Below are 13416 nucleotides of genomic sequence, written 5' to 3'. Positions count from 1 at the left end.
CGAACAATCGCCTGTGGTCAATGAACAGATTTTTCCGTGCCTTCCTTCCGCTGCCCTTATTATTCTGCCTGGCGGGATGCTATGAAATCGGGCCGACCCGGCTGGATCGCGACCAGAGCGACTATTCCCGGGCCCTGACCAGTTCAGGCAAGCAGCAGACCCTGCTGAACGTGGTGCGCCTGCGCTATGCCGACACGCCGGGCTTCCTCGACACCACGCAGCTGATCTCGGGCTATCAGCTCCAGCGCAACATATCGGCCGGGATCGGGACCTATTCCCTGGCCAGCCGCCCCTATGGCGGCGTGGGCGCCCAGTTGCAGGAAAGCCCGACCTTCACCTTCCAGCCCGTTACCGGCGACGCGTATGCCCAGAGCGTCCTGCGCCCGCTGCCGCCCGGCAACCTGCTGCCGCTGGCCATGGGCGGCCTGCCGATCGACGTGCTGTTCCGCCTTGCGGTGCAGTCGATCAACCTGATCAGCAATGCGGGCGCGCTCGGCGGCGATGTCGGGCGCGGTTCGCCCGCCTTCTTCGACCTGATCTACGACCTGCGCCAGTTGCAGCTGGCCGGCCTGCTGGGCATCCAGCTTGAACGCGACCCGGCCGCCACGGGCAAGGAGGACCCGGCGGACGATCGCGTCTTCCTGTCGATCGCCTCGACGGACGATCCCGCCCTGTCGCCCGTGGTCCATGACGTGCGCCGCCTGCTGGGCATGGCGCAGAATGACGAGCGCGTGCAGGTCGTCTATGGCGGCGGCCGGCCCCGCAAGGGCCAGATCCGGCTGCTGACGCGGACGATACTCGGCGTCCTGGGCCAGATCGCCTATCAGATCGAGGTGCCCGAGGAAGACGTGGCCTCGGGCCGCACCCGCCCCACGATCCGGCTGATCGGACGGGAAACCCGGCCCATCGTCGTGGTTCACGTCACCCCCGACTGCCCGGAAGCCGTCTTTGCCCGCACCAGCTACAACCACAAATATTACTGGATCGCCGACGACGACTTCGACAGCAAGCTGGCCTTCACCATGCTGCAGATTCTGCTGGAGCTGTCGAAGACCAGCAAGGGCCCCAGCACGATCGTGACGATCCCCGCCAACGGATAGCGGTCAGAACGTTTCGCCGACCATGTCCTCGCTCTTCGCCCACAGCGCCCTGGCATGCTCGGGGTCCAGGGCGTAGGGGCGCACGCCCTCGCTCATGACGCTGATCTTGCGGTCCGCCACGACCTCGCTCACGTGGCAGTTCTCGCAATACCGCCCGCCGACCTCTGCGGCCGGGGCGACGATTCCGGCCCAGACCGAGGTCGCGGCCCCTTGCGGGATCGTCTTCCATGCGAAGGGGGGCCTGCCCTCGGCGGCCAGGTCGGCGTTGATGCCGTCGATCATCGCCTGAAGATGCGCGGGGTCCATGTAGCGGGCGAGTTCCGTCCGGATTCCGCCGGGATGCACCGCCGTGGCCCGCACGCCGCGATCCTTGTGCCGGCGGTCGAATTCCACCGCGAACAGGATATTCGCGGTCTTGGACCGGCCGTAGGCGACGAAGGGATCGTACGGCGTATGGTCGAAATTCGGATCGTCGAGGTCGACATCCGCGAAGCGATGGCCCGAGGACGCCAGGCTGACCAGCCGCGATCCCGGCCGCATCAGCGCGGCAATCCGGTTGACCAGCACGAAATGGCCCAGATGGTTGGTCCCGAACTGGGTTTCGAACCCATCCGCCGTGTGGCCGAAGGGGGAGGCCATCACGCCCGCATTGGCGACGACCAGGTCGAAGGGCTTGCCGGTCGCGTGCAGGGCGTTGGCGCAGGCGCGCACGCTGGCCAGCGCGGCCAGGTCCAGTTCGATCAGGTCCAGCCCGCCGCCATGGGCGGCGGCGGCGCGGACATGCGCCGTCGCGCGCTCGGCCTTGGCCAGGTCGCGCGCCGCGCCGACGACGTGCGCGCCATGGGCGGCAAGGGCGCGGGCGGTTTCCACACCCAGTCCGGCGGACACGCCGGTCACAAGCACGCGCTTGCCGCGCAGATCGACACCCGCCAGCACATCGTCGGTGGTCGACGTGGCATTGAAGGATTCAGCCATGATTCTGTCCTTTGTGAAACGCCCGGCCTGCATTGCCGAGGGAAAGGCGGTGCGGCATATAAAAGGAGAATGCCTCCGTTTAAATACGGAGGGTCCCTCCGTTTATCAAGGGGCGCTCAGAGGGGAATATGCGACGTGCCGGATTCCACAGCAGCGAAGCCGCGCAAGCCCCGTGCGGATGCGCAACGCAATCGCGACCGGCTGCTTCAGGTGGCGAAGGCGGCGTTTGCCGAAATCGGGCCCGCCGTCAGTCTCGATGAAATTGCGCGCCGGGCCGGCGTCGGGATCGGTACCCTCTACCGTCATTTTCCCACCCGCGACGCCCTGGTCGAGGGGGTCTATCGCAACGAAACCCGGCGTCTGGTCGAAGCGGCGGCGAATCTGGACAAAACCCACGCGCCGGTCGATGCGTTGCGGGCCTGGATGCTGATGTTCGTCGATTACATCGCCACCAAGCAGGTGATGGCTTCGGCGCTCAATGCGCTGATCGCCGGCCCGTCGGACCTGTATGCCGCGTCGGGCCCGCAGATGATCGCGACCATGACGCGGCTGGCGGACCGGGCCGTCGCCAGTGGGGAAATCCGCCTGGATTTCGACCCCGTCGACCTGCTGCGCGCGCTGGCCGGCGTGGCCAATGTCGCGCCCACGGCCAATTGGCAGGACAGCGCCCGGATTCTGGTCGATGTCCTGATCGCCGGGTTGCGCGCGCCACGGGCGGCGGACGAAGGTCTGTAGGACGGGGCGTCGGTCGGATCGTCGATCCGGCCCGATTCTACTTAACGGAATAGTAAATTACATGTTGCAATTGTGCAACTTGTTGGTGGAATATGTCATCCACGTGACAGTGCGAGATTTCCGGCCCCAAACTCACTTGACCAGATTGTTAATTAAAGCAAACACTCACGACCAATGGTTATTTCTCCATAAAACAACCATGCGGATTGGTTATTTTTCGGCAAGCGCCGGGGGTCGGAGACGTCGGGAATTATGAGCGCTTACTCCAGGATTCGGTTTCTCCTCATGTTCGGCACGGCCCTGTCGGCGGGCGTGCCGTCATGGGCCATGGCCGCGTCGCAGGACGACGAGGTCGCGGCCATGCGCCGCGAGATGCGGCAGATGCTGGGGGAAATCCGCCAGTTGCAGGCGCGCGTGGCGCGGGACGAAAGCGGGGCGAAGGCCGCCAGGCATGGCGCCCCGGCAGGGCGCGTCCGGGTGGCGCGCGCCGCCCCCCCGCCCTGGACCGGGCCGGAGCCCGTGATCGGCACGCCCCCGGCCGTGCCGGACCGCACCCTGCTGACGTTCGGATCCTCCAGCGGGCCGCGGTCCGACGCCGGCAGCCGCCTGATCACGCCGGAAGGTCCTCCGTCCTCGTGGTCGGATTTCAGGGCGGCGACGGCCAGGGACGAAACCATGCATATCGGCGGCATGGCCATCGGCTTTCCGGAGGGGCGGCCGACCATCGCGTCGGATGACGGGGCCTATGCCTTCTCGCTGGGCCTGACGGCGCAGGAGGATATCGGCGGCTTCGTCGGCACGGCCCCCAAGCGGGGCGAGGGCAAGGGCAATTTCAACCCGCTGACCGAGAATGCACGCCGCATCCGCCTGTATTTCTCCTGGCGCTACAAGGACTGGGTCGCCAACGTCACCCCCGAATTCGGCAATGCGACGGCCGACGGATCGGTCAGCCTGTTCGAAGCGAACCTGAACTATACCGGGCTGCGCCATACGATCCTGACCGTCGGCTATTTCCAGCCGCGCATGGAAGAGGAAAGCGCGGAACGCGCCTCGTCGTTCGAATTCATGGAACGTCCCACGATCGTGGACCTGGTCCGCAATCTGGCGGGCGGTGTCGCCCGCTTCAGCGTCGGGGGCGAGCACGCCGAAAAGCGCTGGCTGGCGGCGGCCTATTTCACCGGACAGAAATACGGCGACCGTTCCAAGGACACCACGATCACCGACAGCCAGACCGGCGCGGTGGCGCGCATCGCCGGCCGTCCCTATGTCAGCAAGGATATCGACGTCCATGTCGGTGCCGGCGCGACCAGCGCCTTCAAGGTCAACCAGAGCTCGACCGGCCGCAACTATACCTTCAGCGACAATGTGGAAATGCCGCTGGGCGAGACATCGCTGCTGACATCGGGCGCGCTGACCAACGTCGCCCAGATCTGGGCCGCGGGCCCGCAGGTCGGGTTCCGGTGGCGGAACTTCCTGCTGAAGAGCGAATATTACCATATTGGCGTCGAGCGCGGCCGCGCCGCCGCCGGCGCGGCGCCCCTGCCGTCGCTGGGCTTCGACGGCTGGTACGTCGCGGCCAACTACACGCTGTTCGGCAAGGGGCGCGCCTATAACGCCAAGACCGCCGCCTTCACCACGCCCGGGGTGATCTACGATTTCGATCCGCTGCACGACCAGTGGGGCGCGATGGAAGTCAGCGGCCGCTGGAGCGTGACGGACCTGGGCGATGTCCCCGACCAGGGCGGCAAGGGCATCAACGGCAACCAGCAGACGGTCTGGGAAGGGGGGGTGAACTGGTACCCGACCCGGCACGTGAAACTTATGCTGGACTATGATCATTTCATCGTCAGCCGGTCGAAAGGCGTCTCCGGCGGCGTCAACCTCCTGGGCCGCAGCGGCAATGCCGTGATGGGCCGGGTCCAGGCCTCGTTCTGATCCTTCCGGTTCCCCGGATACGGCTTTCAAGGACAGTCATGACGAACGTTTTCCCCTCTTCCTCGCGCCGGGCGTTTCTTGCCGGCGCGGCCGCCGGTGCGGCGTCCCTCGCGGTGGGGCCGTGCCCGGCCCGGGCCGCCACTCCCCGGCTGCTCAACGTGTCCTACGATCCGACGCGCGAACTCTATGCCGATGTCAGCCGCGCCTTCGCCGCGTCCTGGGCGGGCGCGCATGGCGGCGAGCGCGTCGTGGTGACCAGTTCGCATGGCGGTTCGGGCGCCCAGGCGCGTTCGGTGCTGGAGGGCGCGCCCGCCGACGTCGTGACGCTGGGCCTGGCCTACGACATCGACATCCTGGCGCAGAACGGGCTGCTGGCCGCCGACTGGCAGCAGCGCCTGCCGCACAATTCCACACCTTATACCAGCACCATCGTCTTCCTGGTGCGCAAGGGGAACCCCAAGGGCATCCATGACTGGCCCGACCTGATCCGCGACGGCGTGCAGGTCATCACCCCCAATCCCAAGACCTCCGGCGGCGCGCGCTGGAACTACCTGGCCGCCTGGGGCTGGGCCCTGCGGCAGCCCGGCGGGTCCGAGGCGTCGGCACGGGCGTACCTCAAGGCCCTGTTCGGCCATGTGCCGGTGCTGGATACCGGCGCGCGCGGGGCGACCAACAGCTTCGTGCAGCGCGGGCTGGGCGACGTGCTGATCGCGTGGGAGGACGAGGCCCTGCTGGCCTCGCGCGACCTGGGGCCGGACAAGTTCGACATCGTCGTTCCCCCCCTTACCATCCTGGCCGAACCGCCCGTCGCGGTGGTGGACCGCAACGTGCAGGCGCACGGCACGGCAGCGGTGGCCGAGGCCTATCTGCGGTTCCTGTTCACGCCGGAAGGCCAGCGGATCGGGGTGAAGCATTATTTCCGGCCCGTCGATCCCGCGATCATCGCCGAAAGCGCGTCGGTCTTCCCGAAGACCACGGTTTTCGACGTCGCCAGCCTGGGCGGATGGACCCGCGTGCAGAAGACGCATTTCGCCGACGGCGGCGTGTTCGACCAGATCTACAGCCGGTAACGGGTTCCGTCATGGCGCTTCGCCTGCGGCGGCGCGATGCGCTGCCGGGTTTTTCGGTCTCGGTCGGCTTCACGCTGGTCTGGATCGGGCTGATCGTGGCGCTGCCCCTGGTGGCGCTGGTGCTGCGTCCCTGGCAGGACGGCACGGGCGCCGTGCTGCGGGCGCTGCATGATCCGCGCATGTACGCCGCCCTGCGCGTCAGCTTCGGCTGCGCGGCGCTGGCCGCGTTGCTCGACGTGCCGATGGGGCTGCTCCTGGCATGGGCGCTGGTCCGGGGGCGGGTGCCCGGGCGGCGGGCGATCGACGCGCTGATCGACCTGCCCTTCGCCCTGCCCACCGCCGTGACGGGCATCACGCTGGCCACGCTGTACGGACCCAACGGCTGGCTGGGGGCCCCCCTGGCCCGGGCGGGCATCCATATCGCCTTTACCCCGGCCGGCATCGTCACCGCCCTGGTCTTCGTCGGCCTGCCCTTCGTCGTCCGCGCGGTCGAACCCGTCCTGCGGGCCCTGCCGCCCGAGATGGAGGAAGCCTCGATGCTGCTGGGCGCCAGTCCGCTCCAGACGGTCCGGCACGTGCTGCTGCCGCCCCTGCTGCCGCCGGTCATCGGCGGCTTCAGCCTGGCCTTCGCCCGCTGCATCGGGGAATACGGCTCGGTCATCTTCATTGCCGGCAACCAGCCCTTCCGCAGCGAGATCGCGCCGCTGCTGATCGTGGTGCGCCTGCAGGAGTTCGACTACAGCGGCGCCACCGCCATCGCGCTGATCCTGCTGGTCAGCGCGCTGCTGTGCCAGACCGGCGTGTCCCGCCTGCGGCGGCGGGCCTCGCGCGGGCTCGTCGCGCCGGATGCCGCCTGATGCCCGGCCGGTCCTCCCGCACGGGCGTCCTGCTGGTGGTCGCGGTGTACGCCGTGGTCCTGCTGGTGCTGGTCCTTCCGCTGGTGCTGGTCGTCGCCCAGGCGCTGGCCTCCGGCTTCGCCCCGGCGTGGCAGAGCCTGCTGGACCCTGATGCCGTCGCCGCCATCCGCCTGACGCTGGTGGTGACGCTGGCCTCCACCGCCATCAACAGCGTGGGCGGCGTGATGGCGGCATGGGCGCTGACGAAATACCGCTTTCCCGGCCGTGGGGTCCTGCTGGTCCTGATCGAACTGCCGATCAGCGTCTCGCCGGTGATCGCGGGCCTGGTCTGGCTGCTGCTGTTCGGCCGGGGCGGGTGGTGGGGCGCGATGCTGGCCCGGCATAACATCCAGGTCGCCTTCGCCACGCCGGGCATTATCCTGGCCACGCTGTTCGTCACCTTTCCCTACGTCGCCCGGACCCTGATGCCGCTGATGGAACAGCAGGGCCGCGATGCCGAGGAAGCGGCCTTCCTGCTGGGGGCCGGGTTCTGGCAGACGCTGTGGCGCGTCACGATCCCGGGTGCGCGCTGGGCCCTGCTGTCGGGCATCCTGCTGACCACCGCGCGCGGCATCGGCGAATTCGGGGCGGTCTCGGTCGTGTCGGGCCACATTCCCGGCCTGACCGAAACCATGCCCCTGCATATCGAGACGCTCTATAACGGCTATCAGACGGTCGCCGCCTTCGCCATGGCGGCGCTGCTGGCCCTGATCGCGATGACGACCGTCCTGCTGCGGTCGTTCTTCGAGCATGATTTCAAGAAAGCATCTTCATGAGCGTGCAGCTCGAGTCCCTGACCCAATACGCCCCCGGCACTTCGCGCAAGCTTCTGGACGACATTTCGCTGACAGTGGAAGACGGTGCCTTCATCGCCCTGGTCGGCCCGTCCGGCGCGGGCAAGACCACCCTGCTGCGCGCGATCGCGGGCCTGGGCGGCCGGCAGGAGGGTTCGCTGCATGTCGATGGCCTGCCGCTGGCGGGACGGTCCATGCGCGACCGCCGGATCGGGTTCGTGTTCCAGAACTACGCGCTGTTCCGTCACATGACCGTGGCGCGCAACATCGCCTTCGGCCTGGACGTCCTGCCCCGGCGGGATCGGCCGGACCGCGCGTCGATCGCGGCACGGGTGACGGAACTGCTGGACCTGATCCAGTTGCCGACGCTGGGCGGTGCCTATCCGGACCAGCTGTCCGGCGGCCAGCGCCAGCGCGTGGCCCTGGCGCGGGCGCTGGCGACCAGGCCGGGCCTGCTGCTGCTGGACGAGCCCTTCGGCGCGCTCGACCCCATCGTGCGCCGCCAGATCCGGCGCTGGCTGCGCGACCAGTTGGGCCTGACCACCATCCTGGTCACCCATGATCACGAGGAAGCATTGGACGTGGCGGACCGCCTGGTCGTGATGCAGGACGGCCGGATCGTGCAGGACGCGGATGCCGAAACGCTGGATACCGCGCCCGCGACCCCCTTCGTGATGGAATTCTTGGGCGAAGCCCTGGCATTTCCCGGCCGGATCGCGCAGGGGCTGTTTCACCCGGACGATGCGAACGTCCTGCCCCTGTCCACCACGGCGCAGGACGGCCCCGCGTCGGCCCTGGTCCGCCCGCACGAGGTGCGTCTGGTCGAGGGCAGGGGGACCGCCGCCGCCACCCCGCTGAAGGGCCGCCAGCACGGTCTCCGCCGGTTTCACGTCGCGCTGGGACAGCGCGACGTCGAAATCCTGGCCCCCCCGGAGCAGGCGGATGCCGCCGGGCCCGTCGCCCTCGATATCGCGCGGGCCCGCATCTTTCGCGACGGGGTATGTCTGGGGTTCGAATGAAGATGGTTTCTTCTTTGGTCCTACGAAAAAGAAGCAAGAAGACTTTATTCATCGGATCAGAGGGCCACATGGTGGCGGCGCCAGGAACGTGCGTCGCACGAGAAGGCGGATGACTATGTTCCATGCTCGTTCATTGTCGGGCTCCGCCCTTTATAATTCTAACCTCACCGTTGGCTGAAATCACAGTGCTGCCGCCATCGCTGCTAGGAATTATCATCGTATCACCGTCTGGCGCGACGCGATTGTTCCTATCGGGCGTTTTCGTCTTCGGGATCGGGGTATCGGCAATCTGTACGCCGTTTCTGATCGCGGCCTCTTCCCCCAGACCGAGGCTTTCCCCAGGCAACAACTCCGCCTGCGCGTCCCTCTCGTCACCTGCGAAATCCTTCCCGTCAGCAGCGGACAGCTTGTCAAGCGCGTCAGGCCAGATATTGCCGGGTTCAGGCGTAAGGGGCTTGATCGCGACGGAATCTCCGCGCACGCGCCGCAGATTTTCCGCGTCGCCGGGCGGGTGGTTCGGATTGGCACCGGGAAAACTGAAGCTGTCGGAGGCAAACATACCGATTCCCGAACATGCCGAAAGCGTCATCAACCCCAGCAAGGGGAGGACCGCCCGGGGCATTCGATATCGGTCCTGCCTTCCTGACCGCGTGTCATCGCTCATCACCGTCAGCACGCCGGCGTCACCGGAAACTGTTTACGAACGACAGAACGAACATAATGGTCGTCGAAGATCCTGCATAATGATGAAAAACAGTGGATAGGCGGATTTCGCGCGAGCACGTCAGCGTCCGGGTTGGCTACGCGCGAAATCATTCATGCTCCACAGACGGTCCTTGACCGCCCGGTAATAAGCTTTCTCATCGTAGAGTGGGACGCTCAGGTTCAGATCCACCGCGGTCAATCGCCCGATGGCCGCCGCCACGTCGTAGGATGCAGTGACCAGGGCGCCTAAATCCTGAATCAGCGTCACTTCAGATTGCAGCAGGGCCTCTTGCTGTTGCAAAACCTCCAGCGTTGTACTCACGCCTTCCAACGCCTGACGCCGGACCCCATCACGTGCGGCCGTACTGGCTGTGATGGCCAAGCGATCACTGACAACGGAGGCTCGTGCGGACAGGAGCTGGTGCCACGCCGTGGACGCCAACTGAGTCGCTTCTCGGCGTTGGGCATCGACGGCTTGCTGTCCAGCCTGCGCCTGCTGCCGGGCCTGACGGATCGCGGCGTATTCCGATCCGCCTTGATAGAGAGGAACCTGCATCGTCAATGCGGCATATTTGTTTTCAGTAAACTGGCCGCCGAGGCCCTGATTGACTCCACGTTGATAGGCCACCTCCGCCGTCAATGTGGGCATAAGAGCCGAAATCGCGACATCAACGGCGTCCTTCTGCGCCGACTGGGTGAATAGCGCATTGATGACGTCCGGATGGTTCTGCGCGGCCAATGCCCCCGCCTCCTCGTCCGACATCGTCGGGAGGGCCAGCGGCTGTGGCGGCAGCAGATCAGCGGGCGCGGTTACGCCTACGACCTGAAGATAGGCTGCGCGGGCCGCATCCAGTGTTCCCTCGGCCCGCTCGCGCTGTGACGTAGCGGCAGCCAGCGCCGCCTGGGCCTGGTCTACGTCGGTGCGGGTGATCTCGCCATCGCGAAAGCGCGTTTTCGTCGCCCGAAGCTGATCGGCCAGCACGCGCTCATTGCCTTGATTGATCCTGAGCAATTGCGTGTCATCGACAACGCCGATATAGGCTTTGACGACCGCCTGGAAGACTTTCTGCTCGACCGAGATCAGGTTGGCTCGTTCCGCCATCACCTTGTTGACGGCTTGATGGGTGGAGGCGGTAGTCTTTCCGCCGGAATAGACCGGCTGTTGAATATCGACACCAGCCCTATAACCTGGAGTCGAATAGATCCGGGAATATCCGAGATAATCGCCTGTGCCGCGATAGTTGCTTCGCCCGTCGTAATAGGTCACGCCGGCCTGTCCTGAAATCTGGGGCCGCCAGCCCGCCAGGGCCGTAGGCACACCCTCGTCCTGCGCGCGGAGCATCGCACGCTCCTGCCGCAGGGTGGGATTCGTCAAGTAGGCGATGGCCAGAGAATCGAACAGGGAGTGCGGGACAAAGCTGGTCAGACGACTCTGATCGTCCCGAGTGCGCGCATCGCCCATGTTTATCAGTATCACGACGGCAATTGCAGCAAGCGTCACGCGAACAACAGCAGTATTCATCAGTTTAATGAAAACCCCGCTGCAGTCTGTCCACGCACGGACATTTGAGTAACGTCCGCTTTTTTCGAAGCGTATTCCATACAAGAGTAAGTTCGAAGCATTCTCTGGGCAAAAGCTAGGGATTGGGATTGGTATCGACCTATTCAACTGCAGATCGGGCCCATGCGTGTCTCAGATATCGGGGAAACTGACATACGGGTACGGGGTGGTATCTCCAGTCTGTATATTAACTTGGCACAAAGCAGCCTCCCAGCTAAGCCGCCGTCACCAGCGATCAGACAATTGCCGAACGTGACGCAAGCGCCATTAAAAGCGACAATCGACCCATTTTATCCGGTTCGCGTGGCGATGGGGGCCGACATTACAGGCTAACGGAGTCACAATTAAGCTAAAGCTGAACTCTTACTTAATCTCAACCCTTTGGTCACCGGTGGCCTTCGGATATGGTGGTGGCAACTTGGGCTATCGGGTCGCGGACGGGAGCCGCGTCCATGTAATAGGCGCCCTCATTTAGGTATTTTTGGAACTCTCATTGTTTCCAGATTTGTGTTTTTGGTCCGAGATCTGGAATAACTGATCAAGCAGGCTGCTTTGGCCGGTCCGTTTCGTCGAAACCGGATCGGCAGACGTGGTCGAAGCGACGGTGCTGCCGGAGTCTCCAGTTCCATACCCTGATGAGCCGGCCCCATTGTCGCTATAGGGGGTGGCCGACTGTGAATAGGTGGCAAACTCGATCGTTCCATCGGGTTCTTCCGCCCATGAGATCGGGCCCTGCGAACCGCCAGATGTCGCGACGAATTGTGCGAGCAAGGCCGCCGTCTCCGTGTCCGATTCTCCATTGGCCGTTTTTCCTGCGGCCGTATAAAGAGCAGATAAAGATATTGTAGAGACGTCCACCTGACTCTGAATGTCGATGAATGAAGCGCCTGCCTCCTCACTCGCAGGCATTCCGTTAATCGTCGTCCCTAGAGGGACGCTGCTCGCGCTAATTCCACTATCCGCAGGCAGCACCACTCTGACCCCATCGCTGTTGTATTCTTTGGTCGAAGTAGCAAGGCTGACGGACAGCGCAGATCCATTGCCCGAAGTATCTGTTACGGTCGTATCCGAGGCTGCCTCCGCTGTCGGTTTTCCCCCATAACCGCCCAAATAAAACGACTCCTGGATTTCGGCCCAAGCATCGTACGCTTGATTTTCCGATGACGTTGCCGGTATTACTCCCATGTCCCGCCTCCCAAGGCCAAATTTTCTAATAGGGAAAACCATAAGCGGAAGTCCCAAGGGATTGCAATTAAATTCAGAACGGCGTTTCTATGCGCAAAACGAATGAAACGTATCTATATTTTTATTTTTCACTGCCTTGCGCATCTTCGAAACATCTGAAAGTTTAAACTTGGCTTTTTTGGCGTAATTGTTCGTTGCTAAAGGGGGTTAAGGATCATGGTGACGGCAGTCTATAATGAAACGTCAGATTTTTCGACGTCAGATACGGACATCCAGCTGACGGGAGATATTGGCCTGACGCAGGTCGATGCAAATGGATATAACGGCCTAATAACCCTTACAGAGAACCAATACACTCCTGGGTCCGGTGACGTTGATCTCGGTGGCTATAGATATTGGATGGGATCGCTCTGGCTCGGCGGCATTACGACTCCCAGCAGTACGCAGGAAGTGGCTATTTACATAACGACGGATTACACCGACGTCGGCCTTTTCGAGTATAGCCCCGGGGCTGGAAGCGCAGCCAACGTAATTTACTTTGGTGGAGTCAGCGATAGTCTGAGCATGTCGGACTACGCTTCGGCTGGCCAGACCATGGATCTTTCGGGAACGACATTCGAACAGTGGAATAGTTCGACAGGCGTGTGGGACAACGAAAATGTCCACGTCAATATTCACGGTTCGGACGGAAATGATATATTTACCGGATCAAACCAAATAAACTACTTGTATGAAGGAACCGGGAACGACATCTTTTACCAAAGCGCAGGCGATGACATAATTACAACAGAGGGTGGCAACGATATCTATTATGCCAGCGACGCCTTGTCTGACTACGAAGGGGGCTATGAGGATACCAACGGAAACTCCTATATGAACGATGGGTCCAACTGGCTTCTCCAGGACACAGCAAATGGAAAATTCATCGAGTTGACAGATGTATCTTCCGTGAACATAGGAGGCGTCACCTATTCATCTTCAGTAGAGAATTCAGCACCGGCGTGGACCAACGACGACACGACTTCCTCTGCTGCCTCGACGGATGCCAGCAGCGCCCTGGCATCCATTGCGAATGGAGCAGGGCTGCATGCTTCGATGCTTGCTGACTCGGCTGTCATCGCCCTCAACAATGCCAGCGGATCAACGTCGGCCGCCACTACAAGCCCCGGTCCGTCGAGCGATTTGTCATATTCCGGCGGCAGTCTCGCGACGATGCTCGGAACGCACGATACTGTCGCAGCAGGCGTCTTGACCGATGATAAATCCGCTAACACAGTCGTGGCATCGTAACCAGTTGATTGCGCGGTCCTGTCCCCTGCGAAGACAGGACCGTTTTGTACAAGTAGATCAACGTTCTCTTCTGTATAGGCCAGGAGCATAAGTGTTTCTTGTCCCCAGCGCGGTCGGGGAGACGCTCCTGGGTCAGCCAGCTTTTGAGCCC

The 13416-nt window shown here is 63.5% G+C and carries 12 protein-coding genes; 8 read left to right on the top strand and 4 right to left on the bottom strand.

Annotated elements, in window-relative coordinates; translation table 11 throughout:
* Positions 1-20 precede the first annotated feature (20 nt).
* Positions 21-1100, top strand: coding sequence for a hypothetical protein (locus GDIA_RS07260; protein ID WP_012223045.1), 1080 nt, complete (start codon positions 21-23; stop codon positions 1098-1100).
* 3 nt (positions 1101-1103) lie between these two features.
* On the opposite strand, the gene GDIA_RS07255 is transcribed toward GDIA_RS07260, so the two are convergent.
* Complete coding sequence (locus GDIA_RS07255; RefSeq protein ID WP_012223046.1) at positions 1104-2075, bottom strand: SDR family NAD(P)-dependent oxidoreductase; 972 nt, start codon at positions 2073-2075, stop codon at positions 1104-1106.
* 135 nt (positions 2076-2210) lie between these two features.
* On the opposite strand from GDIA_RS07255, the gene GDIA_RS07250 reads away from it, so the two are divergent.
* From GDIA_RS07250 to GDIA_RS07225, 6 genes are all read left to right on the top strand, one after another.
* The gene (locus GDIA_RS07250; protein ID WP_012553790.1) at positions 2211-2810 is read left to right on the top strand and encodes a TetR/AcrR family transcriptional regulator; all 600 of its coding nucleotides are present in this window, start codon (positions 2211-2213) and stop codon (positions 2808-2810) included.
* Positions 2811-3095: 285 nt separating this feature from the next.
* Positions 3096-4745, top strand: coding sequence for an OprO/OprP family phosphate-selective porin (locus GDIA_RS07245; RefSeq protein WP_244455119.1), 1650 nt, complete (start codon positions 3096-3098; stop codon positions 4743-4745).
* A gap of 38 nt (positions 4746-4783) precedes the next feature.
* Complete coding sequence (locus GDIA_RS07240; RefSeq protein ID WP_012223049.1) at positions 4784-5815, top strand: sulfate ABC transporter substrate-binding protein; 1032 nt, start codon at positions 4784-4786, stop codon at positions 5813-5815.
* Positions 5816-5826: 11 nt separating this feature from the next.
* Entirely contained in the window at positions 5827-6672 is an 846-nt protein-coding gene (gene cysT / locus GDIA_RS07235; protein ID WP_012553788.1) for a sulfate ABC transporter permease subunit CysT, read from the top strand.
* Positions 6672-7487, top strand: a complete 816-nt coding sequence (locus tag GDIA_RS07230; RefSeq protein WP_012553787.1) for a sulfate ABC transporter permease — start codon at positions 6672-6674, stop codon at positions 7485-7487. Before cysT ends, GDIA_RS07230 begins: the two co-directional genes overlap by 1 nt.
* Positions 7484-8524, top strand: coding sequence for a sulfate/molybdate ABC transporter ATP-binding protein (locus tag GDIA_RS07225; RefSeq protein WP_012553786.1), 1041 nt, complete (start codon positions 7484-7486; stop codon positions 8522-8524). The genes GDIA_RS07230 and GDIA_RS07225 overlap by 4 nt, the downstream gene beginning before the upstream one ends.
* Positions 8525-8654: 130 nt before the next feature.
* Here the strand turns inward: GDIA_RS07225 and GDIA_RS07220 are convergent, their stop codons facing one another.
* The 3 genes from GDIA_RS07220 to GDIA_RS19110 form a co-directional block, all read right to left on the bottom strand.
* The gene (locus GDIA_RS07220) at positions 8655-9083 is read right to left on the bottom strand and encodes a hypothetical protein (protein WP_157864159.1); all 429 of its coding nucleotides are present in this window, start codon (positions 9081-9083) and stop codon (positions 8655-8657) included.
* A gap of 225 nt (positions 9084-9308) precedes the next feature.
* Entirely contained in the window at positions 9309-10751 is a 1443-nt protein-coding gene (locus tag GDIA_RS07215) for a TolC family outer membrane protein (RefSeq protein WP_457851912.1), read from the bottom strand.
* 510 nt (positions 10752-11261) lie between these two features.
* Positions 11262-11975, bottom strand: a complete 714-nt coding sequence (locus tag GDIA_RS19110; RefSeq protein WP_012553783.1) for a hypothetical protein — start codon at positions 11973-11975, stop codon at positions 11262-11264.
* A gap of 216 nt (positions 11976-12191) precedes the next feature.
* Between GDIA_RS19110 and GDIA_RS07210 the strand changes: the two genes are divergently transcribed.
* Positions 12192-13265 carry a calcium-binding protein gene (locus GDIA_RS07210; RefSeq protein WP_012553782.1) on the top strand — a complete coding sequence of 358 codons (1074 nt, stop codon included), beginning with the start codon at positions 12192-12194 and terminating at the stop codon, positions 13263-13265.
* Positions 13266-13416 lie beyond the last annotated feature (151 nt).

It is taken from the genome of Gluconacetobacter diazotrophicus PA1 5 (assembly GCF_000021325.1).
GTDB lineage: Bacteria > Pseudomonadota > Alphaproteobacteria > Acetobacterales > Acetobacteraceae > Gluconacetobacter > Gluconacetobacter diazotrophicus.
Note: the sequence above shows the minus strand (reverse complement) of the source record. Positions and strands in the feature narration are given on the sequence as shown.